This window comes from Hymenobacter sedentarius (genome assembly GCF_001507645.1).
Lineage (GTDB): Bacteria > Bacteroidota > Bacteroidia > Cytophagales > Hymenobacteraceae > Hymenobacter > Hymenobacter sedentarius.
The window spans coordinates 1,649,066-1,671,657 of sequence record NZ_CP013909.1 but is presented as its reverse complement, the minus strand read 5'-3'; the positions used below and the strand labels follow the sequence as shown (position 1 = coordinate 1,671,657).

Genomic DNA, 22,592 nt, shown 5'->3' with positions numbered 1-22,592 from the left:
CGCCATAAACGACCTTTTGCCCTCAACAGATGTACCTTGAGCTAAAAAAAAGCCCGACCATAACATGGCCGGGCAGGTTTTCAGGGAGTTAGAATCTCACAATAATTTGGGCGAAGCCGACACTTGGCTTGAGTCAGCCCACGCAGTGCTACCGCTTCTTGGAACGTTACCCAATCAGCTCTTTTTCGGCCTGGGCGCGTTCTTCGGGCGTGTTCACGTTGCGCAGCTCGGCGGGCACGGGCGGCTCCAGCAGCTCAATATCGGAGTTAATCAAGGCTTTTCGCGGGCAGGAGTAGCCCAGGCTCAGGAAGCGCAGCAGCTGGCCGTAGCTGCGCGGCTCCCAGATGGTCACGAGCGGCTCGGGGAAGTCATTCCAGGGGCTTTTCAGGGCCGTGGCCGCGCGGGCCGGCTGCCGGTGGGTCACCAGAAATTCCAGGGTGTGGCGGGTGAGGAAGGGCAGGTCGCAGGCCAGCACCAGCCACGCCGCGTTGGGGTCGGCCTGGAACGCCGACAGCAGCCCGCCCAGCGGGCCCAGGTTCAGGAAGGTATCGGGTAGCGGCTTGAGCCCGGCGGGCAAGTCGGCCGCTTGGTCGGGGCGCACGGACACGCGCACATCGGGGCAAAACTCGCCGAGCAGCGCCGCCGTGTGCTGGCGCTGGTCGAGGGCGTGGTAGTGCAGCTTGCCTTTGTCGGTTTGCATGCGCTCGCTGCGGCCGCCGGCCAGCACCAGCCCTCGCAGCACCGGCGCGGCCACGAGGTACCACTGCCGGATAAAGGCAGCGATGCCAGCCATGTCGGCCAGGCGCAGCACGGGCGGCAGCGGGGCGATGGATAGATGCTCGACCAACACCGCGGGCAGGTCGGTCTGGCCGTCAGCCAGCAGAATTAGCCGCACGTCGGTGAGGCGGTCGAGCTTTTTGTCCAGCGGCTTGCGCGGGTCCACGATGACGACTTGCTGGCGGGCCCGGAAGTGGTTGCCGTTCACCAGCACCACGCTTTCGTGGGCCAGCAGCTCGGGCTGTGAAAATCTATCGAGCGCGCGGGTCAGGTTGAGCTGGCGATACGTGATTTTATCAACCAGCTCGGCCGACAGCCCGTTTTCAGCTACGTAGGGAGTGGGACGGGCGGCCGTGCCTGAGGTCGCTTCCGCAGCGGCCGTGTCGCCAGCGGCGTGGTCGGCATCCACGTAGGCTACGCGCAGGGCGGGCGCCAGGTGCGGCAGCAGTTGAGCTACCAGCGTTTGAATATCGCCGCAGGGCGCCCCCAGAATGGCCAGCTCGTGGCGTCCAAATTCGCCCATATCGGGACGGGCCAGGGCGGCGTGTTTGGCACGTTTTGCGGTTGAGCTTGAATGACTATCCATGGTGGAATTTACAAATTTTCGGCGCGATGGAAGTCGCGCTTGCCGCCGGTTTTCTCCACAAGCTGCACGCTATCGATGGTGATGTCGTGCGAAAACGCCTTGCACATGTCGTAGATGGTGAGGGCCGCTACGGTGGCGCCGGTCAGGGCTTCCATCTCCACGCCGGTGCGGCCCGTTACCACGGCTGTGCACTCCACGCGCAGGGCATCGGGGCCATCGGCCTCGATGGTGACCTTGCAATCATCGAGGCCCAGCGGGTGGCACAGCGGGATGAGTTCCGAAGTGCGCTTGGCCCCCATGATGCCCGCCAGGATGGCCGTGTGCAGCACCGGGCCCTTGTGCGAGGGCATTTCGCCGGCCTGCACCCGGCTCAATAATTCGGCGCCCAGCACCACCCGGCAGCGGGCGCGCGCCACGCGGCGAGTGGGCGCTTTGGCCCCCACATCGACCATGGTGGGCTGGTTGGCGGCGTTTACGTGGGTGAAATTCTTGGTTAGCATAGAGCGTAGAGACGCATATTTGCGTCTAATCGTTGAATAAATAGCTGATACAACAGCAACTGTCGCTGGATGAGTGAGTGCTAATAGCTAACTCCTGCCGCTTATTGTTTGGCTAAAAAGAGCAACAGCAGCCGGGCATTTGCCCGTTACATGTTCAGCGAAGACGCAAATATGCGTCTCTACATTTTCCTTGCGCCTTATGCTCTCCGTTGCCGAAGCCTTTGCCCGCGTGCTAGCCACCGCCCACCCGCTCCCCGTCGAAACCGTGCCCCTCCCCCGCGCCGCCGGCCGCATCCTGGCCGAAAACCTGGTGGCCGACCGCGACTTTCCGCCCTTCAACCGGGTGGCGATGGACGGCATAGCGGTAGCGCACGCCGCCTGGGCCGCGGGCCAGACCGAGTTTGAAATTGAGCACACGCAGTACGCCGGCGCTCCGCCCCAGCCGCTGCAGAACCCGCACGCCGCGGTAGAAGTAATGACCGGCGCCGTCCTGCCGCCCGGCACCGACGTGGTGGTGCGCTACGAAGACATTTTGCTGGCCGACAACCGCGCCACCATCCAGATTCCGCCGCCCCCCGCGCCCGGCGTCAACATCCACGGCCAGGCCGCCGACCGCCGCCAGGGTAACGTATTGCTCGCTCCCGGCACGCGCCTGGGCCCCGCCGAACTGGCTGTAGCCGCCACCATAGGTGCCGCCGAAATAGCCGTAACCCGCGCCCCGCGCCTCGCCGTCATCAGCACGGGCGACGAGCTGGTGGGCATCAGCGAAACGCCCCAGCCGCACCAAATCCGACGTTCCAATGCATACGCGCTGCAGGCCCTGTTCACCCAAGTCGGGGCCGACGTTTCGCTGTTTCACCTTCCCGACGACCGGGAGGAGCTAAGCCTGGGCCTGACCAACATCCTCGGCGCAGACTTCGATGCCGTGGTGCTGAGCGGTGCCGTGAGCAAGGGCCGCGCCGACCACCTGCCCGGCCTGCTGCGCGAGCTGGGCGTGAAGGAAATCTTCCACGAGGTAAATCAGCGCCCCGGCAAGCCCATGTGGTTTGGCGCGCGCGCCGAAGGGCCCGTGGTGTTCGGCCTGCCGGGAAATCCGGTTTCAACTTTCCTCACGGCCTGCCGCTACGTGCGGCCCTGGCTGCGCGCCTGCATGCAGCCCGCTGAAGCTTCCGAACAGGCCGCTACTGCCGAAACGCCCGCGCCTGCCGTGCTCACTGTCGACATCAACTTCAAGCCCCAGTTGGCACACTTCGTACCCGTGCGCCTGACGGTGGATGCGGAAGGGCGCCGGCTGGCGACGCCGCTGCGCGTCGGTGGTTCTGGTGACTTAGCAGGCTTGCTGGGGGCAACTGCGTTTCTGGAGCTGCCGCCGGAGCCGGCTGTGTTTCCTGCGGGCAGCGTGTGGCCCGCGTGGGCTTTATAACCCCGGAGCGCCTAAATAATGACGCACTTTAGTTGCCTGCCAGTAGAACCGAGCGAAGCATCTCGCGTGACCGGAACCTCACCCCTGCCGGGCACGGCCCCGGCCCCTCTCCAATAGAGAGGGGAGCCACAGTGGCTCATGCTCAACTTATAAAAAACCAAAAGCCCCAGCTCAATATTAAGCTGGGGCTTTTTCAATGAATTAACGTTTGGCACCCCTCTCTTATGGAGAGGGGCCGGGGCCGTGCCCGGCAGGGGTGAAGTTCCTCTGCTCATACCGCTCGGCACCCAACCGCCTTTCAAAGGAATATTCAAGCAACTCCCACCTAAGGCACAATGACGATTTTTCCGGTAGTATGATGCGAATCAATCTCATTTAAAGCCTCGGCGGTTTCATCTAGTGGAAAGGTCTTGCTCACCTGCACTTTCAGCTTGCCGGCATCGGCTAGTTGCTGCAGCGCCTCCAGTTGCATCGCATTCGGCTCCACGAAAACGTAACGGAAGTTGATGTGGGGGTCCAGCCCTTGGCCGTTGTGCAGGATGGAAACCAGCGTGCCGCCAGCCTTCAGGGCCGATAAACTCTGCGTGAGCGTCTCGCCGCTGATGCAGTCGTAAATCAGCTCCACGCCGGCTGGCACGATGGCTTTCACAGCTTCGCCCACGTTACCCTGCTTGTAATCGACGGTGAAATCGGCGCCCAACTCTTTCATGTAGGCGAAGTTTTTCTCGCTGGCCACGGCTACTACCGTCGCGCCTTTGTCCTTGGCCAGCTGGATGGCGAAGCTGCCCACGCCGCCCGAGGCGCCAAGTATCAGCACGGTCTGGCCCGCTTGCAGGTTGCCGGCATCGAATAAGGACTGATAAGCGGTGAGGCCTGCCAGCGGAATGCCGCCGGCCTGCTCCCAGCTCAGGCTGTGGGGCCGCTGCGCCAGATAGCTTTCGGGCAGCACAATGTATTCGGCAAAGGTGCCGTGCTGCACGGTGGGGCGCCGGGCGTAAGCATACACCTCATCGCCGACTGCAAAGCGCCGAGCGCTGTGGCCGCGCTCTTCCACCACCCCGGCCACGTCCCAGCCCGGAATAATGGGAAACACGTGCGGCAGGGCTTGCTGCAGGTAACCCGCCCGAATGGCCGAGTCGACGGGGTTGACGCCGGCCGCCTTTACCCGGACTAGTACTTCGCCCTCCCCCACTGCGGGGACGTCGAGGGTGCCCACTTGAATTTTGTCGGCCCCACCGAATTCGGTAAAGAAGGCGGCTTTCATCTGTTTTGCCATGGTCAGAAATTGTATTGTTAGTGTACGGCTTAACTGGACCGGGTCACCTTAGGTTATAGGAGTGCTCCTATCCACTTCCCGTTTCCGGCTGTATCTTCGCACTACGCTGCTATCCAGAAAGACCGAGGGACCGGGCCCGATGACGTCTTGGCAACCTACCGCGAATAGGTGCCAACTCCCGTTTCACCGCGTTTTTAGGTGAAAGAAGATGACAGCCGGAACCGTACTCAACCGTACGGGTTTCTTTCTGGATACGCGCTGCCTGCCCGTACTCCAATCCGAAAGAAATGTCCACTGCCACCCTCGCCGCTCCGTCTCCCCTTCCCGAACTGCTCCGCCAGCGCCTGCTGATTCTCGACGGCGCCATGGGCACCATGATTCAGCGCCACCCGCTGACCGAGGAGGACTTTCGCGGCGCCCGCTTTGCCGACCACCCCAAGCCGCTGCGCGGCAACAACGACCTGCTGAGCCTGACCCGGCCGGACATCATCAAGGGCATTCACGCCGAGTACTTCGCGGCCGGGGCCGACATGGTGGAAACCAATACCTTCTCCGGCACCACCATCGCCCAGGCCGACTACGGCCTAGAGCACGTGGTATATGAGCTCAACTACGAATCGGCTCGCCTGGCCCGTGAAGCCGCCGACGAATACTCCACGCCCGACAAGCCGCGCTTCGTAGCCGGCGCCGTGGGCCCCACAAACCGCACCGCCTCGCTCTCACCCGACGTCAACCGCCCCGGCTTCCGCGCCGTGACCTTCGACGAATTGGCCACCGCCTACCTCGAGCAGGTGCGCGGCCTCGTCGACGGCGGCGTCGATACCCTGCTCATCGAAACCATTTTTGACACGCTGAACGCCAAGGCGGCCCTATACGCCGTGCAGAAGTTCTTCGACGAAGGCGGCCGCCAGGTTCCGCTCATGATTTCGGGCACCATCACCGACGCTTCGGGCCGCACGCTCTCGGGCCAGACGGTGGAGGCTTTCTGGAACAGCATCAGCCACTTGCCGCTGCTGAGCGTGGGCCTGAACTGCGCCCTTGGGGCGCACCAGCTCAAGCAGTATGTGGAGGAATTGAGTCGGATTTCCAACGTGCACATCTCGGCTTACCCGAATGCTGGCTTGCCCAACGCGTTTGGCGGTTACGATGAATCAGCCCAGGAATTCGCCGCGCTGGTCGAAGATTATCTGAAGGACGGCATCGTGACCGTGGTGGGTGGCTGTTGTGGCACCACGCCGCAGCACATTGCCGAATTGAGCAAGCTGGCCGAGCAGTACAAGCCGCGCCCGCTGCCCACCGAAATCCCGCCCGCTACCCACCTAAGCGGCCTGGAGCCGTTCGCCATCAAGCCCGAAAGCCTGTTTGTGAACGTGGGCGAGCGCTGCAACGTGACGGGCTCCCGCGCCTTCGCCCGCCTCATCCGCACCGGCGCCTACGAGGAAGCCCTGGCCGTGGCCCGCGTGCAAGTAGAAGAAGGCGCCCAGGTGCTCGACATCAACATGGACGAAGGCATGCTCGACTCGGAGCAGGCCATGACGACCTTTCTGCACCTCATTGCCTCGGAGCCCGACATTGCGCGGGTGCCGGTGATGATAGACTCCTCGAAATGGAGCGTGCTGGAAGCCGGCCTGAAGTGCGTGCAGGGCAAGAGCATTGTCAATTCCATTTCCCTGAAAGAAGGACCGAAGGTGTTTTTGCAGCGGGCCCGCACCGTGCGCCAGTACGGCGCCGCCATGGTCGTAATGGCCTTCGACGAGGACGGCCAAGCCGACACCTTGGAGCGCCGCAAGGAAATCTGCCAGCGCAGCTACGACCTGCTGATGAGCATCGACTTCCCGGCCACGGACATCATTTTCGACCCCAACATCCTCATCGTCGGCACTGGCATGGAGGAGCACCGCAACTACGCCATTGACTTCATCGAGGCCGTGCGCTGGATTAAGCAGAACCTGCCCGGCGCCCTCACCAGCGGCGGCGTGTCGAACATCAGCTTCTCCTTCCGCGGCAACGACGTGGTGCGCGAGGCCATGCACGCGGCTTTCCTCTACCACGCCATCCGGGCCGGGTTGGACATGGGCATTGTGAACCCCAACCAGCTCGCGGTGTACGACGAAGTGCCCAAAGACCTGCTGGAGCTGGTGGAAGATGTACTGCTCAACCGCCGCCCCGACGCCACCGAGCGCCTGTTGGAATTTGCCGAAACCGTGAAGCAAAAAGGCAAAGTGGCCGTAGTAGCCGATGCCTGGCGCAGCCTGCCGGTGCAGGAGCGCCTGGCGCACGCGCTGGTGAAGGGCATCACCGAATTCATCGACGAAGACACCGAAGCTGCTCGCCAGGAGCTAGCCCGCCCGCTCGACGTGATTGAAGGCCCGCTGATGGCCGGCATGAACGTAGTAGGCGACCTGTTCGGCGCCGGCAAAATGTTCCTGCCGCAGGTCGTGAAGTCGGCCCGCGTGATGAAGAAAGCGGTGGCCTACCTCGAACCGTATTTGCTAGCCGACAAGCAGGGCTCGGACCGCCAGACCGCCGGCAAAATTCTGATGGCCACGGTGAAGGGTGATGTGCACGACATCGGCAAAAACATCGTGGGCGTGGTATTGGCCTGCAACAACTTCGACATTGTGGACCTCGGCGTGATGGTGCCGCTGGAGAAGATTCTCGACGAAGCCCAAGCTCAGAACGTGGACGTTATCGGGCTCTCCGGCCTCATCACGCCCTCACTCGATGAGATGGTGTACGTGGCTCAGGCCATGCAAAAGCGCGGCATGAAAGTGCCCCTGCTCATCGGCGGCGCCACCACCTCGCGCCTACACACGGCCGTGAAAATCGCACCGGCCTACAGCGGCCCCGTGGTGCACGTGAACGATGCCTCGCGCAGCGTGGGCGTGGCCGCCGGCCTGCTCGGCTCGGGCGAAGCCGCCTATGCCGAAACGGTAGCTGCCGACTACGCCGCCCTGCGCGCCGACTACGCCAGCCGCCAGCGCGACAAGAATTACCTGACCATCGAGGCCGCCCGTGAAAACGGGTTTAAGTCTGATTGGGCTACCACAAGCATCACCAAACCCAGCTTCCTGGGCACGAAAGTACTGGAAGACTACGACTTGGCCGAACTGGCCGAATACATCGACTGGACGCCCTTCTTCCACACCTGGGAGTTGAAGGGCCGCTACCCGCGCATCCTCACCGATGAGAACCTCGGCGAAGCGGCCACCAAGCTCTTCGAAGACGCGCAGGCCATGCTCAAGCGCATCATCGACGGCAAGCTGCTCACGGCCCGCGCGGTACTGGGCTTCTGGCCGGCCAATACTGTGGATTACGACACCATTGAAGTCTACGCCGACGACAACCGCGACACGGTGGCCACCGAGTTTTTCACCTTGCGCCAGCAGGGCGAGAAAGGACCGGGTATCCGTAACATCGCCTTCTCCGACTTCCTGGCGCCAAAAGCCTCGGGCCGGCAGGACTACATGGGCGGCTTTGCCGTCACGGCTGGCATCGGCATCGAGAAGCTGCTCGACCAGTTTGCGGCCGACCACGACGACTACTCCAGCATCATGGTGAAGGCCCTGGCCGACCGCCTGGCCGAGGCGTTTGCCGAGCGCCTGCACGAGCGGGTACGCCGCGAGTTCTGGGGCTACGCGCCCGACGAGCACCTCACCGGCGACGACCTCATTCAGGAGAAATACCGCGGCGTGCGCCCGGCGCCCGGCTACCCCGGCTGCCCCGACCACACCGAGAAAATTACCCTGTTCCAACTGCTCGACGCGGGCGAGAAAACCGGCATCACCCTCACCGAAAACCTGGCGATGTACCCGGCCTCCTCGGTGAGCGGCATGTACTACGCGCACCCCGATTCGCGCTACTTCGGCCTGGGCAAAATTGGCAAGGACCAGGTAGCCGACATAGCCCAGCGCAAAGGCATGGAACTGGCAGATTTGGAGCGGTGGTTAATGCCGAATTTGAACTACGAGCCGAAGTTGTAGCGCGGACTTTTAGTCCGCGAGTAAACGGTGCTCAATTAATTACCTAACGCTCTCCCATGCGCGGACTAAAAGTCCGCGCTACTATCCATGAAAGTTACCGACCACTTGGCCCAAGCCAACGGCAAGACGCTCTTTTCCTTCGAGGTGTTGCCGCCGAAAAAGGGCGAGAACATCCACACGCTCTTTTCCAATATTGAGCCGCTGATGGAGTTCAAGCCGCCGTTCATCGACGTGACGTACCACCGCGAGGAGTACGTGTACCGCCAGCACCCGAATGGCCTGCTCGAGAAGAAAACCGTGCGCCGCCGGCCGGGCACGGTGGGCATTTGCGCGGCCATCAAAAACCGCTTTGACGTGGACACCGTGCCCCACCTCATCTGCGGCGGCTTCACGAAGGAAGAAACCGAGAACGCGCTGATTGACCTGCACTTTCTGGGCATCGACTCCATCCTGGCCCTGCGCGGCGACCCCATCAAGAGCGAAGGCGTGTTCAAGCCCGAGCCCGACGGCCACGCCTACGCCTGCGACCTCATCGGGCAGGTGGCCAACCTGAACAAGGGCGAGTACCTCGACCAGGAGCAGGACGACGTGTGGGCCACCGATTTCTGCATCGGCACGGCCGGCTACCCCGAAAAGCACTTCGAAGCGCCCAACTACAACGCCGACATCCGCTACCTGCGCCACAAGGTGGACCGCGGGGCCGACTACATCGTGACGCAGATGTTCTTCGACAACGAGGAGTTTTTCCGCTTCGAAAAGCTCTGCCGCGCCGCGGGCATCGACGTGCCCATCATCCCCGGCCTCAAGCCCCTCACCACCAAATCGCAGCTTTCCATGCTGCCCCGCGCCTTCTACCTCAACCTGCCCGAGCCGCTGGTGGAGGCCGTAAGCCAGTGCCGCGACAACGACGCCGTGCGCACCGTGGGCATCGAGTGGTGCCTCAACCAAAGCCGCGAGCTCATGGCCCACGGCGTGCCCTGCCTGCACTACTACTCCATGGGCAAGTCGGAAAGCATCCGGCGCGTGGCCAAAGAGCTGTTTTAAGTCAGGTAACGGTTATCATTTAGCAGTTAACCTTCGTAATGCTTTGGGGTACGGCTGGCCAATTACTCCGCGCCCGGCTCGGAGTAATTGGCCGGCTGCTTGTTAACTGATAAATGAAGCCGTTACATGTTAGATGACCTGTTTGCCTGCTTGCGGCTGGCCAAGGTGCCGGCGGAGATTGAGGCCCTGCAAAATGGAATTTGGCAGCTGTGGCTGACCACCGGCGACGCGGCCCTGGACAAAGAGCTGGAAACCGGCATGCGGGCCCTCAAGGCCGGCGACCACACCGTGGCCATCCGGCATTTCACCCACTTGATTCAGCTCAACCCGGACTTCACCGAAGCGTGGAACAAGCGGGCCACTGCCTATTTCCTACGAGGCGAATACCGGGCTTCGCTGGCCGACATCGCCGAAACGCTGCGCCGCGAGCCGCGCCATTTTGGGGCCCTGTGGGGCAAGGCCAGCATTTTGCAGCAGCTGGGCGAATACCGCCGGGCCCTGAAGGTATTGAGCCGGCTCGCCGTTATTTGTCCGCACCTGCCGGGGCTACAGGAGCAGCGGCTCAGCCTGCGCGAACAAATGGAAGAAGGCGGCCTACTCGGGCAATAGTGCCTCGCTCGCAGCCTGGCGCCCGGCATAGCGGCTCCGCTGGCTGGGCACGCCGCGGATTCTTGGCGCTTACCTTTCGCCGGGCCTAGCCGTAGAAGGCGGAGCGAAGCTTTTACTCCCCGCTATTGCACGGCTCTATGAAACAAAGAATGGAAGGTTTTAGAATGGAAATAAAGGTGTTTACGGGCCTGCTGGTGACGGCCATGTTGCTCACCGGCTGCGACTCGACGCCGCGCGAGCGACAGGACGTGGCGCGCAAAGGCGCCCGCGAACTTGATACGCTGGCGCGCACGGCCGCCCAAAAAGTGGCCAATGTGGGCAAAGCCACCGCCCGCTACGACGCCTCGAACCGTGCCCGCCGCTCGCGTCCCCTGGACCCGCGCCAGGAACTGGCCATGGAAACCAAGCTGATGGGGCCATATTCGGGCCAAATCAACGCCCTGACGCCCGCCGACCTGCCCAACGCCTACGCCCAGTTTATAACCGCCGTGCGCACCCAGCGCGCCACCTGGACCGAACGCGACTGGGACTACGCCCGCGCCGTGTACAAGCGCCTGAACGACCAGCTCAAGCAAGTGCGCATGGACATGCCGGCGCGCTACGAGCTTCCTATCCGCGCCCGGCAAGCCGAATTCGTGACCCTGCAGGCCGGCCACACGGCCAAAGGCATCAGCGAAGAAAGCAAGCAGGCGGCCCAGGCCCGGTAGCCTGCGGCTTTCGCTTTTTTTGCTCCCCGGCCATGCCCACCCCCGATTCCGTCGTCTTTCTCGAGTCGTATTACGAGCCGATGGCGGCCAACCTGGCCCGCACCCGGCTGGAGGCGGCGGGCATTCCGTGTTTCCTCAGCAACGAGCACCTGGTGTCGCTGATGCCGCTCTACAGCCCCATTACGGGCGGCGTGCGGCTCCACGTGCGCCAACGCGATGCCGAGGCCGCCGTGGAAATCCTGCGCACGGTTTCGGTACCGCTGGCCACCACCCCCGACGAAGCCTCCTTCGCCGCCGACGCCCCCGACCCTGTTACGCCCCGCTGCCCGCACTGCGGCTCCTCGGATGTGGCCTATGGCCCGGCCACGCGCAATACCTACGGGTTTTGGTCGGCACTGCTCTCGGTGCTGCTGCGGTTTCCGGTGCGCGACAAGCGCTACCATTGCTTTCACTGCGGCAAAGAGTTTAAGTAGCGCGAGTTACCTTGAAAGAGGAAAGTCAATACTACCATGGCTCAATTCTCGTTGATGGCGCATGGCTTGGGATAATTACCGGTGGCTCCGGGGGCCGCTACTGCTTGGGGCGTTGCTGGTAATGCTCCTGCCGGGCGGCCCGGCGTGGGCGCAGGCCCTACCTACCGGCGACGGCCTCAAAGCCGACTATTATAATGGCTCCAACTTCGAGGAATTTGTACTGAGCCAGCGCGACGCCACGGTAGATTTCGATTGGGCTTTCAAACCGCCGGTTCCCGGAGCCAAATACCAGTACTTTTCCGTCCGCTGGACCGGGTGGCTGGTGCCGCCTGCCAGCGGACGCTACGTTTTCCACATAACCGTGGACGATGGCATGCGCATTTGGCTCAACGACCGACTGATTCTTAACGAGTGGCGCCTGCAGCCGCTAAGCTACTTCACGACCGCCGTTGAGCTGAAAGGCGGCGAACCCTACCGGCTCTGGGTTGAGTACTTTCAGGACATTCTGGACACTCGCGCCTCAATCACCTGGGAGCTGCCCAACGCGTCACCGCCGCCCTCCTCCTGGCACAACCTATGGGGTCTCACGGACTCCAAGCCGAAGCCCGCGCCCATTCCCAAACGCTACCTGTTTAGCCACAACCCCAGGCCCCCGGCACCCCAGCCGGTTCAGCTCACTTTGCCGCCCGAGCCGCCCGCGGTGGCAAGGGCGCAGCCCCAAACGCCGCCAGCCCCCGCGGCCAGGCCCATCAGGGTGAAGCCTCGCCGGCCGGCAGCGCAGCTTGCCCCCGCGCCCCAGCTTCGGGTAGTTGCGCCAATGCCGACCCCCGCCGTTCGGGCAGTACCCGATTCGAGCCGCACCGCGCAGCTGGCCCGGCTGAGTGTGGGCGAAAGCGTAACCTTGCCCGAACTCTATTTCAACCAAGGACAGGCCCGGCTGTTGTCGGCCGCCCGCACGGCCCTGGACGGGCTCGCCTCCGTGCTGAGCAGCCGCCCGGACCTGTACCTCGAAGTGCAGGGCCATACCGACAACGTGGGCAACGCCGAGCTAAACCGCCAGCTCTCGCAGCAACGCGCCGAAGCCGTGTGCCGCTACCTCATGGCCCACGGCGTGGCGGCCGGCCAGCTGCGGCCTGTGGGTTACGGCGGCACCCAACCCGTAGCCGACAACGCCGACCCTGCCCAACGTCCCCGCAACCGCCGGGTGGTGCTGCGGCGGCTGTAAGCCAGCGGCTCTACGCCCGTGGGCCGGCGTACTGCGCTCTCAGGCTCAGGCCGATGGACTCCCCGACGCGTGCTGTGCCTGCAATACGGCCTAGCAGTGCCCTAGCGCCTCGATTCCCTGACCGGTGGCAAACTCAGCCGCACCAAATAACGCCGGCCCGTAAGCGAAGGCCCGGTACGGGTAGTGGTCGAGCCTAAACGCCTATACCTATTTAGCAAGTTTTTTGAAGCCTAAACAATCAATCTGGAAAAAGGAGGTTACCTTTCCGCTCGCTGCAATCCACGGTATTCATTGGATGCGAGGGCAGCCGTTTTTCGTTCACTTCAATTCCCACACCTTACATGGCCGACAATTCCCCTTCTCTGCTCGACCGCAGCCGCACCGTGGCGGGCCCCGGCTACAACCGCTGGCTGATTCCGCCGGCGGCCCTGGCCATTCACCTGGCCATTGGGCAGGCGTATGCGTTTAGTGTATTCAAGAAACCGCTAGGGGCCCTGCTGAGCGGCGACGTGGACCACCCCGCCCCGGGCGACTGGACGCCCGGCCAAATCGGCTGGATTTTCTCCATTGCCATTGTGCTGCTGGGCTTGTCGGCGGCCATTTTTGGGAAGTGGCTGGAGCGGGTGGGCCCGCGCAAGGCCATGATGGCGGCGGCCCTATGCTTTTCGGGCGGCTTCTTTGTGGGCGCCCTGGGCGTGAAGCTGCACAGCCTCGCGCTGCTGTACTTCGGCTACGGCTTTATGGGCGGCATTGGGCTGGGCATCGGCTACATTTCGCCGGTGAGCACGCTCATTAAGTGGTTTCCCGACCGCAAGGGCGTGGCCACGGGCATGGCCATCATGGGCTTTGGCGGCGGCGCCATGATTGCCTCGCCCCTGTCGGTAGCCCTCATGGCGCACTTCAAAGACACGGCGCCCATGGGCGTGGCGCCCACGTTTATCACGCTGGGCATCATTTACTTTATCTTCATGCAGTTCGGCGTCTGGAGCATTCGGGTGCCGGCCGACGACTGGGCTCCCGAGGGCTACGTGCCCAACGCCGAGCACAGCGCCCTGATTACCAGCGGCAACGTATCGGCCGATAATGCCATCAAAACGCCGCAGTTCTGGCTGCTGTGGGTGGTGCTCCTCATGAACGTGACCGCCGGCATCGGCGTGCTCGAAACGGCCTCGCCGCTGATTCAGGACACGTTCTCCGACAAAGCCATGGGCCCGGGCCGGGGCGTTACGGCCGCGGCGGCGGCCGGCTTCGTGGGCCTGCTCAGCTTGTTCAACCTGCTGGGCCGCTTCTTCTGGTCGTCGGCTTCCGATAAGTTGGGCCGCAAGCCTACGTACATGATTTATTTCGGGCTCGGGGTCATTCTGTACGCCCTCATTCCCACGCTGGGTCACAATGCCCAGCTGGCCTTATTTGTGGCGACGGCCTGCGTGATTATCAGCATGTACGGCGGGGGCTTTGCCACAGTGCCGGCGTATTTGTCCGACTTGTTTGGCAAGTACCAGGTGGGCGCCATCCACGGGCGCTTGCTCACGGCCTGGTCCACGGCCGGCGTGCTCGGGCCGGTGATTGTCAACTACCTGCACGAAAGCCGCAAGGCCGAAGGCTTCACCGGCGCGGCGGCCTACCAGTCGGTATTCTACACCATGGCCGGCCTGCTGGTGGTGGGCTTCCTAGCCAACCTGGCCGTGACGGCGGTAAACCAACGGTACTTTGAGAAAGGCCCCGTAGCGGTAGCCGCCGGCGGCCACTAGGCTCCAGTCTTTTACTTCCTTACCTAACGACGACATGAATCCGCAACCCAATTCTTCTGCCCCTACCGACGACGCCAGCTCGGGGCTGTCGCTGGCCATCGCCTGGCTGTTCGTTGGCACTCCCCTGCTCTGGGGCGTGTCACAGACTTTCATCAAGGCCCTCACGCTGTTTAAATAAGCAGCTTCGCATTCGTTTTTTGAAAAGCAGCCGGCTCCGTGCCGGCTGCTTTTTTTATCGGCCCAAACCAGGTTTAATGGCTCAACTTAGCCCAACGCAAATTTGGCTGGTTACTCGGCCCGCCGTCGCATTACTTTGCTGCCATGAAAAAGCTATACGCGCTGGCCTTGCTGGCTCTGTTGGGTACGGGCCAGGCCACCGACCCGCTGCTAAAAGTCCGGCAGTTTCGGCGGGCGCACGAGCAGGAACTGCTCCGTGAGTTTGAGCAGCTGGTGGCCATCCCCAACGTGGCGGCGGATACGGCCAACCTACGCCACACGGCCCTTTTTATCCAGGACATGATGCGCCGCCGCGGCATCAAAACCCAGCTGCTGGCGGCGCCCGCCGCGGGCGTGCCGCCGGTGGTGTTTGGCGAGGTGCGCACGCCCGGCGCTACCCGCACCATCATTTTCTATGCCCACTACGACGGCCAACCCGTGAACCCCGCGCAGTGGCGCGAGGGCCTAGCCCCGTTTCAGCCCACCTACGCCACTGGGCCCCTCGACCGCGACGGAAAGATTACCCCGCGCCCGGCCCCGGGCCAGCCTGTGAGCCCTGACTGGCGCCTTTACGCCCGCAGCGCCTCCGACGACAAAGCCGGCGTGATGACCATCCTGGCCGGCTACCAGGCCCTGGCAGCCAGCAAGCTCAAGCCCAAGGTCAACATCAAGTTCTTCTTTGAGGGCGAGGAAGAGCGCGGCTCGCCGCACCTGGCCGAAATATTGAGCCGGTACAAGGCACTGCTGGCGTCGGATTTGTGGGTGATTTGCGACGGACCGGTGCACCAGTCGGGCCGCAAGCAGGTGGTGTTTGGGGCGCGCGGCGACGTGAACATGAGCCTGAAAGTGTACGGCCCCCGCCGGCCCCTGCACAGCGGGCACTACGGCAACTGGGCGCCCAACCCGGCCCTGGCGCTGGCGCGCCTGCTGGCGTCGATGGAAGACAGCACCGGCCGGGTGCGCGTGGCCGGCTTCTACGACGACGTGACCCCGCTGACTCCGGCCGAAAAAGCTGCCCTCGCGCGGGTGCCCAACCTGGACCAGACCATCCGGCAGGAGCTGGGCTTTGCGCGCCCCTACGGCACGGGGCAGTCGCTGGTGGAGCTGCTCAACCAGCCCTCGCTCAACATCAACGGCATGCAGAGCGCCAACGTGGGCGCGCAGGCGGCCAATGTCATTCCCACCGTGGCCACGGCCGTGCTCGACTTGCGCCTCGTGCCCGGCAACGACGCCCAGCGGCAGGTGCAGAAAGTCATCCGCCACATCGATGCCCGGGGCTACCACGTCACCGCGGCCGAGCCCACCGATGCCGAGCGGGCCCAATACCCCTTGCTGGTGCGCGTGCAGCCCGAAACCGGCTACAACGCCCAGCGCACCCCGCTCGACTTGCCCATGGCCCAGCAAGTGATAAAAGCCGTCCAAACCACCACGCCCAGCCCCGTGGTGGTGCTGCCCACCATGGGCGGCAGCCTTCCGCTGTACGTGTTCGAGCAGCAGCTCAACGCCCACACCATCACGGTGCCCGTGGCCAACTACGACAACAACCAGCACGCCGAAAACGAAAACATCCGCCTCGGCAACCTCTGGGAGGGACTGGAAACCATGGCCGCTATCATGCTGCTCAAGTAGCGCCCTGGGGCAACCCAACGGGCCGCCGCAAAATTGCGGGCAGTAGCGCGGACTTTTAGTGCGTGAGGCCGTTAGGTCTACTCACTCGCGGACTAAAAGTCCGCGCTACTGCCCAGCCGTACACTCACTCCGAAACCTTCTAATCAGGAAGTATGCTGGCTCCCAACTTCCTTCTGCTGCGGGTAGCCGCCACCTGGTCGCTGCCGGGGCTGGGCCTGCTGGCGCTGCCCGACGCCGCCACCCCGCACCTGGCGGCCCACCCGCTGCACACGGCCCTGGCCGTGGAAGCCGTGCTGCCCGCGGGCGCGCGCCTGGCGGGCACCGGCACCGTGGAAGAAATTACGCGGGGAGAAACCACGGAGCGTGGACTCCTCCTTGACCTCGGCCCGGAGGGCCCGGCGCTGCCGCCCGGCACCGAAATCTGGCTCCTCCCGGGGCGGCACCAACCCGATAACAGCCCGGACGGCCAGGCGGCACCGCTTGGGAACAGCCTAATTGTCTAATCCGTCTATTTCCTTATTTCTGAGCTGCAAAACGCCCTTAACCCGGCTGCGACGGCCTTCTGCATGGCGGGTTTGCTACTTCGTCTAAAAAACTGATTTAAGGCTTTGAACTAGTTGGGACCCAAGCGGCCTTTGCGTAAATTGCGGGGCTACTATCGGTTTTCGCATTTGGCTACTTACTGCTTTCTATGAGATTTTTTGCTCCGCTGCTCCTGGTGTGCCTGTGCGTATTGCCAGCCGCGGCCCAGCGTTTAGTAATTAGCGGACAAGTGGTGGAGGCCTCCAACGGTGAGCCAGTGCCGTTCGCTTCCATATTTATTCCAAAAACCAGCACCGGTGCCACCGCCGACGCCGACGGCAAATTCAAGCTGGCGGTGATGGGCACGCCCGATTCCATTGCGGCCTCGGCCATGGGCTTTGCCACCCAGCGGCGCAAGCTCAGCAGCGAGCCGGTGCAAACCGTACTGTTTCGGATGAAAACCGGGGGCGTGGCCCTCGCCGAGGTGGTGGTCACGTCGCGGCAGCCCGAGAACCCGGCCTTCCGCATCCTGCGCGAAGTGCAGAAGCACAAGCACGAAAACGAGCGCAACGCCCTGCAGGCTGCCGAATACGATTCGTACAACCGCATTGAAACCAGCCTGATTGAGCTGCCGGCCAAGATGGCCAAGCGCCGGGTTATCAAAGACATTCGGGCCCTGGCCGTGCGCCAGGGCGCGGCCGCCGCCGCTGACGCCGATGCACCGCTGCCCATTTTTGCCTCCGAGGTAGGCTCCCGCGTGTACCAGAAGTACTCGCCCGTGCGGCGGCGCGAAGACTTGCTGCACAAGCAGATGCGGGGCGTGGGCCCGCGCGAGGGCTCGGTGCTCTCGCAAATGCTGGGCTCCAACTTCCAGAACTTTGACTTCTACCCCAACTGGCAGAACGTGCTGGGCAAGGACTTCATTTCGCCCATTGCCGAAGGCGGCCGCCTGACCTACGAGTACGAGCTGCAGGACTCCGTGTTTGTGGGCAAGGACTGGTGCTACAAAATCGCCGTCACGCCGAAGCGGGCCCACGATTTGGCCTTCAAGGGCACCATCTGGATTACGGCCGAGGGCTACGCCCTGCGCCGCGCCGAGCTGGTGGCCAGCCCCGACGCCAACATCAACTTCGTGAGCGACTTGCGCATTTCGCAGGAGCTCACCTCGCCCGGCGACGGCCCGGGCCTGCCGATTCGAACCAAGCTGGTGCTGAGCGTGCGCCCCTACGAGAAGCAGGCGGCCATGCTGGTGCGCTTCACCACGGTGAGCAGCAACTTCGTGCGCAACCAAGAGCACACCGAGCCCGGCTTCTACGACCAGCCCATCGTGTCGTCGTTGATGGAGCCCGCCGACAAGGACGCCACCAGCAGCCTGCTGGCCGGCCAGCCCGCGGGCAGCGGCTACTTCGACCAGCACCGGCCCGACACGCTGAGCCTGTCGGAGCGCCAGTCGTTTGCCGTGCTCGACTCGGCCAAGGAACTGCCCTCGGTGCGCAACGTGCTCGACTGGATTGACTTGTTTGTGAACGGCTACAAGCGTGTGGGCCGCTGGGACTTGGGGCCCATTCTCACCAGCTACGCCCACAACGACTACGAGGGCAGCCGGCTGCGCTTCGGCTTCCGCACCACGCCCGACATCAGCCGCGACTGGCTCACCCAGGGCTACGTGGCCTACGGCACGATGGATGACCGGCTGAAGTATGGCCTGAAAACCAGCTTTATTGCCGAGCGCCGCCACTGGACCGTGCTTGGGGCCGAGTACCGCCACGACGTGGAGCAGGTGGCCCTGCTCGACAACGACTTTCAGTCCGACAACAACCTGTTTGCGGCGGCCTCGCGCTGGGGGCGCTTCATTCAGGGCCGCCCCATTCTGCGCAACCTGTACGCCGTGACCGCCCAGCGCGACCTCTTCCACGGCTTCACCGAAACCCTGACGGTGCGCCACCAGGACATCACTCCGCTGCACGACTTTGCCTACTACTCCACCGGCGACCACGGCCCCACGGCCCCCATCGCCCGCAACCTCACGCTGTCGGAGCTGGTGCTGGAATCGCGCTTTGCACCCGACGAGAACCTGGTGCAGAGCGAAAACCGCCGCCGCGCCGTGGGGCTCCGGCGCCTGCCCGTGCTCACGTTTCGCTACACGCTGGGTTTCCGCAACCTGCTGGAGGACAGCTCGCCGCGGCGCTACCAGAAGTTTAACCTGCTCGTGACGCAAAGCGTGTCGATGGGCCACCTGGGCCGCCTGAACTACCGCGTGGAAGGCAGCTACATCCCCGATGCGGTGCCCTACCTCATCCTCAAAACGCCGCTGGGCAACCAGACGCCCTTCTACAACGCCAACGCCTTCAACCTGATGAACTACTTCGAGTTCGTGACCGACCGGTCCGTGTCGGTGCGGTTCGACCAGCACTTCGAAGGCTTGTTCCTCAACAGCATCCCCGGCATCCGAGCCCTGAACTGGCGCCTGGTGGGCACGGCCAATCTGCTCTACGGCAGCCTGTCGGCCGCCAACACCGTGCAGCCCCGCAAAGACCGCGCGGGCCACGAGCTGATGCCCATTCCCACTCTGGACAAGCTGCCCTATGTGGAAGTGGGCTATGGCGTCGAGAACATTTTCAAATTCATCCGGGTCGACTTCTTGCACCGCGTCACCTACCGGGAGGAGCCGGCCCGCAACACGCCCAACACCCCCGAGCACCAGAATTTTGGCATCAAGGTAAGTGCCCAGTTCCGGCTGTAGGCCGCGCCTGGTTTTGCTGGCGCCAAAGCCCACCGGTCCAAAGCCGGTGGGCTTTTTGTACTTTGCCTGCCGTATGCAACATTCACGCAATCAGGGCTGGCTCCTGCGTCGGAACGGTGGGATTGGGAGCCAACTACAGCGGCTACTGCTGGGCACGAGCTTGGTGCTTCTCAGCTTGCTGGGTGCGCGTCGCAGCGCCGCCGCCACCCCCGAAGACACACTGGTCATCAACCAGGCCCTGAACGAGTTCTACCTGGACGAGAACTACTACAGCATGCTGGAAGACCCCACCGGCCGGCTCACCATCGCCGACTTACAGGCGCCGGCCTGGAGCCGCCGGTTTCAGGCGTTGCGGGGCTCGGGGCACCCGCCCAACAGCCAGCACCCCAGTAGCACCTACTGGCTGCGCCTCACGGTGCGTCACGCACCCGCCGAAACCGCGGCCTGGTACCTGGAGCTCTACGACTCCCACATTGGCGGGGCCGTTTTTTTCCGCCCCAAGCCCGGCCCAGCCCAACCAGGCCAGGCCCTGGCCTACGACAGCGTGGCCACGGGGGCCAGCCTGCCCTTTGCCACCCGCCCCCATCCCTACAAAAACTTCCTCTTTGACCTGCCCCCGCGGCCTGGGCAAACCGCCACGTACTACCTGCGCCTGCGCTCCGACACGCGCACCAGCTTCCGGGCCATGCTCCACAGCAGCGCGGGGCTCATTCCGGAGCTGTCGGTGCAGTACTGGCTGCTGGGCGGCTTCTACGGCATCCTGTTTATCATGGTGCTGTACAACCTCATTCTCTTCCTATTTCTCAAGGAGAAGACCTACCTCTACTACGTGCTCTACGTGCTGAGCGGCGCGCTGCTCTTCCTGTCGGAAGATGGGCTGGGCTTTCAGTACCTGTGGCCCGGCGAGCCCGGGCTGAACCACTTTATTGGCGCCGCGGCGCCGGTACTGCTACTGCTCACCTTTGCCACCTACGCCAGCGGCTTCCTGGATACTGCCTCGCGCCTGCCGGCGTTGCACCGGCTCGGGCACTGGGTCGTGGGCGGGAGTGCGGCCCTGCTGGTGCTCGATGCCGCCGTGGTGCACTCCGGGCTTAGCTTCTGGCTGTACCTGCTGCCGTACGGCCTACTGTACTACGTTGGCTGGCGGGCTTACCGAAGCGGCCTGCAGCCGGCCCGCTACCTGCTGCTGGGCCAGGGCCTGGTGGCCACCAGCCTCACGTTTCTCATCATGCGCAAGCTGGGCATCGATTTTTACAACAATGCCTACACCGTCTACAGCCTGTACGTGGCGTTTGTGCTGGAAGTCGTGACGTTGAGCTACGCCTTGGGCGAGAAAATCAAGGGCATGATGGATACCACCCTTCTAACCCAGCACCGACTGCTGAAGCAGCTCCGCAAGAAGCACCAGGCCCAGGACCGGCTGGTGGAGCAGATGCGCGAAAACCAGGAGTTGAAGGACCAGCTCAACTCCGAACTGGAGTCGCTGGTGGCGCTACGCACGGCGGAGCTGCGCCACCAAAACGAAACCGTGGCTACCCAAAACCGGGAGCTGCTCGAAGCCAACGGGTTGCTGGCGCTGCAGTCGGCGGCCATCGAAAAGCTCAACGGCGACCTCAGCCGCGACCTCCACGCCGAGAAGGCCGCGCGCATCGAAGCGCGGGAAGTGGACTTTGGCGAATTCAGCCAGATTTACCCCGACAAAGGCGCCTGCCTGCGCTACCTCGCCGACCTGAAGTGGGCCAACGGCGGGTACCGCTGCCGCAAATGCGGCCACGAGAAGAGCTGCGAAGCCCGCGAGCCCCATGCTCGCCGCTGCACCCGGTGCCGCTACGTAGAGTCGGCCACGGCCGGCACGTTATTGCAGAAATGCAAATTCTCCATTGTGAAAGCGCTGTACGCCGTGTTCCTGCTGCACGCCCACAAAGGCAGCTACTCGCCCTCCGAGCTGGCGCGGGTGCTGGAATTGCGCCAAGCCACCAGCTGGGCATTTGCCCAGAAGGTGCTGGCCGCCCTGCAGCGCCGGCGCCTCGCGCCCGATTACGAAGACAACGAGCCCTGGACCCACGTGCTCCTGGATGCGACCGCCGAAGTAGAATTTGCTGAAACCGGGCAGGAATAACCGGCACTTTTTGAGTCCGCAGTTTCCGGAAACGTTTGGGAGACTGTCTTGCTTGGTCAATTGGCCTTGGCGAGCATTCTATTGGTTTTTTAGAGGGTTCGATCATTTGTTGATGATTGTCGCCATGTTTTTTTGTTGAGAGGCATTTTTTTTCATTGTTTTTTAGCCAAAGCCCGAAAATCCCCACAAGGCCACCATTGCCTGAATTAGGCATAAAGACGAGATTTTGCGTGTGCAGCAAGCGTATAACCCGCAAGCGTACAACGCTGAAAAAAGGCCAAATCAGCTATGCCAGGGCATTTTCTTAGTTGCATTTGCCAAACACACTCCTCTACATTTGGGCATTCCCACCTGCCCAATGCGAGTATTTCCCACCGTATTCACAAGCTTCTCTTCGGTTCCTTTCCGCACGGCTGTGGTAGCGGGCGAAGGCTTGACCTGGCAGCATAAGACGCGTTTTGCGCGAGGTCCTATAGCAACAGCCCAATGGACCACTACGCTCGCCACTGCCGCCACCTACCGCGCCGCCGTAGCGCCGGCCGCCCTACTGGCTCTTTCTAGTAGCCCGCGCAAGCAGCTGGGGGTAGTGCAAAACTCACGGAAGAGAAAAAATGGGGAGTCGAATCAGCTCAATTTCCTGGGTACAAATTCTACGGCAAGCCAACAGCTAGCGGCACAAGGTGCAGTTCAAGCTGTGGCGACGGTCCGGAATTTTCATATTTACGGTTCACCTAAACGGGTAGAGTCTATCAGCCATCCGGTGGCAGCCTGTCCGATAAGCTTACATACCCACTCTACTTTAGATGGGCACTGGCAGTGCATTGCCCCCGGCTACTTAGTTAGCCCAATTGGATTCCCCCACAGCATAAGTATGGGTACCATTAGGTAAGCGCTCCGGCACTGCACTTGCGGCTGGGCTACGCCGCCCAGGGCCGCTACTGCTGAAGCTACGCGCCGCCAGCGGCCGGCCGTACCCCAGCCTTTTACTCTGATTTTCAAACTTCCACCA

The 22,592-nt window shown here is 63.0% G+C and carries 16 protein-coding genes and 1 riboswitch; of the genes, 13 read left to right on the top strand and 3 right to left on the bottom strand.

Annotated elements, in window-relative coordinates:
• Positions 1-166: 166 nt before the first annotated feature.
• Entirely contained in the window at positions 167-1,363 is a 1,197-nt protein-coding gene (locus tag AUC43_RS21230; protein WP_199243508.1) for an NTP transferase domain-containing protein, read from the bottom strand.
• A gap of 8 nt (positions 1,364-1,371) precedes the next feature.
• Positions 1,372-1,863: a cyclic pyranopterin monophosphate synthase MoaC gene (moaC, locus tag AUC43_RS06870; protein WP_068191324.1), complete on the bottom strand. Its 492-nt coding sequence runs from the start codon at positions 1,861-1,863 to the stop codon at positions 1,372-1,374.
• A 199-nt stretch (positions 1,864-2,062) separates the two neighbouring features.
• On the opposite strand from moaC, the gene AUC43_RS06865 reads away from it, so the two are divergent.
• On the top strand, positions 2,063-3,286 hold the full coding sequence (locus AUC43_RS06865) for a molybdopterin molybdotransferase MoeA (RefSeq protein ID WP_068191321.1): 1,224 nt from the start codon (positions 2,063-2,065) through the stop codon (positions 3,284-3,286).
• Positions 3,287-3,611: 325 nt separating this feature from the next.
• Here the strand turns inward: AUC43_RS06865 and AUC43_RS06860 are convergent, their stop codons facing one another.
• Positions 3,612-4,562, bottom strand: a complete 951-nt coding sequence (locus AUC43_RS06860) for an NADP-dependent oxidoreductase (RefSeq protein WP_068191319.1) — start codon at positions 4,560-4,562, stop codon at positions 3,612-3,614.
• Between the two features lie 106 nt (positions 4,563-4,668).
• A riboswitch (SAM riboswitch) is annotated at positions 4,669-4,777 on the top strand.
• Positions 4,778-4,849: 72 nt separating this feature from the next.
• On the opposite strand from AUC43_RS06860, the gene metH reads away from it, so the two are divergent.
• The 12 genes from metH (at position 4,850) to AUC43_RS06805 (ending at position 21,583) form a co-directional block, all read left to right on the top strand.
• Entirely contained in the window at positions 4,850-8,545 is a 3,696-nt protein-coding gene (metH, locus tag AUC43_RS06855; RefSeq protein WP_068191317.1) for a methionine synthase, read from the top strand.
• 87 nt (positions 8,546-8,632) lie between these two features.
• Positions 8,633-9,589 carry a methylenetetrahydrofolate reductase [NAD(P)H] gene (metF, locus tag AUC43_RS06850; RefSeq protein WP_068191315.1) on the top strand — a complete coding sequence of 319 codons (957 nt, stop codon included), beginning with the start codon at positions 8,633-8,635 and terminating at the stop codon, positions 9,587-9,589.
• A gap of 126 nt (positions 9,590-9,715) precedes the next feature.
• The gene (locus tag AUC43_RS06845) at positions 9,716-10,198 is read left to right on the top strand and encodes a tetratricopeptide repeat protein (protein ID WP_068191313.1); all 483 of its coding nucleotides are present in this window, start codon (positions 9,716-9,718) and stop codon (positions 10,196-10,198) included.
• A 137-nt stretch (positions 10,199-10,335) separates the two neighbouring features.
• Positions 10,336-10,905, top strand: a complete 570-nt coding sequence (locus tag AUC43_RS06840) for a hypothetical protein (protein ID WP_199243507.1) — start codon at positions 10,336-10,338, stop codon at positions 10,903-10,905.
• 32 nt (positions 10,906-10,937) lie between these two features.
• The gene (locus AUC43_RS06835) at positions 10,938-11,378 is read left to right on the top strand and encodes a putative signal transducing protein (RefSeq protein ID WP_068191309.1); all 441 of its coding nucleotides are present in this window, start codon (positions 10,938-10,940) and stop codon (positions 11,376-11,378) included.
• 61 nt (positions 11,379-11,439) lie between these two features.
• Complete coding sequence (locus tag AUC43_RS06830; protein WP_082684957.1) at positions 11,440-12,603, top strand: PA14 domain-containing protein; 1,164 nt, start codon at positions 11,440-11,442, stop codon at positions 12,601-12,603.
• Positions 12,604-12,944: 341 nt separating this feature from the next.
• A complete protein-coding gene (locus AUC43_RS06825; protein ID WP_068191305.1) occupies positions 12,945-14,354 on the top strand; it encodes an L-lactate MFS transporter in 1,410 nt (469 codons plus the stop codon).
• A gap of 34 nt (positions 14,355-14,388) precedes the next feature.
• Complete coding sequence (locus tag AUC43_RS21225; protein WP_199243506.1) at positions 14,389-14,532, top strand: MFS transporter small subunit; 144 nt, start codon at positions 14,389-14,391, stop codon at positions 14,530-14,532.
• 143 nt (positions 14,533-14,675) lie between these two features.
• Positions 14,676-16,199: a M20/M25/M40 family metallo-hydrolase gene (locus AUC43_RS06820; protein ID WP_068191303.1), complete on the top strand. Its 1,524-nt coding sequence runs from the start codon at positions 14,676-14,678 to the stop codon at positions 16,197-16,199.
• 152 nt (positions 16,200-16,351) lie between these two features.
• Complete coding sequence (locus tag AUC43_RS06815; protein WP_068191301.1) at positions 16,352-16,702, top strand: hypothetical protein; 351 nt, start codon at positions 16,352-16,354, stop codon at positions 16,700-16,702.
• Between the two features lie 188 nt (positions 16,703-16,890).
• Positions 16,891-19,464, top strand: coding sequence for a DUF5686 and carboxypeptidase-like regulatory domain-containing protein (locus AUC43_RS06810; RefSeq protein ID WP_068191299.1), 2,574 nt, complete (start codon positions 16,891-16,893; stop codon positions 19,462-19,464).
• A gap of 73 nt (positions 19,465-19,537) precedes the next feature.
• Positions 19,538-21,583, top strand: a complete 2,046-nt coding sequence (locus AUC43_RS06805; RefSeq protein WP_082684956.1) for a 7TM diverse intracellular signaling domain-containing protein — start codon at positions 19,538-19,540, stop codon at positions 21,581-21,583.
• Positions 21,584-22,592 lie beyond the last annotated feature (1,009 nt).

What these genes read in the sequence shown, in the direction of transcription:
- AUC43_RS06820 (WP_068191303.1), top strand. Translation starts at nt 14,676, where the DNA reads ATGAAAAAGCTATACGCGCTGGCCTTGCTGGCTCTGTTGGGTACGGGC.
- AUC43_RS06805 (WP_082684956.1), top strand. Translation starts at nt 19,538, where the DNA reads ATGCAACATTCACGCAATCAGGGCTGGCTCCTGCGTCGGAACGGTGGG.
- AUC43_RS06815 (WP_068191301.1), top strand. Translation starts at nt 16,352, where the DNA reads ATGCTGGCTCCCAACTTCCTTCTGCTGCGGGTAGCCGCCACCTGGTCG.
- AUC43_RS06825 (WP_068191305.1), top strand. Translation starts at nt 12,945, where the DNA reads ATGGCCGACAATTCCCCTTCTCTGCTCGACCGCAGCCGCACCGTGGCG.
- AUC43_RS06840 (WP_199243507.1), top strand. Translation starts at nt 10,336, where the DNA reads ATGAAACAAAGAATGGAAGGTTTTAGAATGGAAATAAAGGTGTTTACG.
- metF (WP_068191315.1), top strand. Translation starts at nt 8,633, where the DNA reads ATGAAAGTTACCGACCACTTGGCCCAAGCCAACGGCAAGACGCTCTTT.
- AUC43_RS06835 (WP_068191309.1), top strand. Translation starts at nt 10,938, where the DNA reads ATGCCCACCCCCGATTCCGTCGTCTTTCTCGAGTCGTATTACGAGCCG.
- AUC43_RS06865 (WP_068191321.1), top strand. Translation starts at nt 2,063, where the DNA reads ATGCTCTCCGTTGCCGAAGCCTTTGCCCGCGTGCTAGCCACCGCCCAC.
- AUC43_RS06810 (WP_068191299.1), top strand. Translation starts at nt 16,891, where the DNA reads ATGAGATTTTTTGCTCCGCTGCTCCTGGTGTGCCTGTGCGTATTGCCA.
- AUC43_RS06845 (WP_068191313.1), top strand. Translation starts at nt 9,716, where the DNA reads ATGTTAGATGACCTGTTTGCCTGCTTGCGGCTGGCCAAGGTGCCGGCG.
- metH (WP_068191317.1), top strand. Translation starts at nt 4,850, where the DNA reads ATGTCCACTGCCACCCTCGCCGCTCCGTCTCCCCTTCCCGAACTGCTC.
- AUC43_RS06860 (WP_068191319.1), bottom strand. Translation starts at nt 4,562, where the DNA reads ATGGCAAAACAGATGAAAGCCGCCTTCTTTACCGAATTCGGTGGGGCC.
- AUC43_RS21230 (WP_199243508.1), bottom strand. Translation starts at nt 1,363, where the DNA reads ATGGATAGTCATTCAAGCTCAACCGCAAAACGTGCCAAACACGCCGCC.
- moaC (WP_068191324.1), bottom strand. Translation starts at nt 1,863, where the DNA reads ATGCTAACCAAGAATTTCACCCACGTAAACGCCGCCAACCAGCCCACC.
- AUC43_RS21225 (WP_199243506.1), top strand. Translation starts at nt 14,389, where the DNA reads ATGAATCCGCAACCCAATTCTTCTGCCCCTACCGACGACGCCAGCTCG.
- AUC43_RS06830 (WP_082684957.1), top strand. Translation starts at nt 11,440, where the DNA reads ATGGCTTGGGATAATTACCGGTGGCTCCGGGGGCCGCTACTGCTTGGG.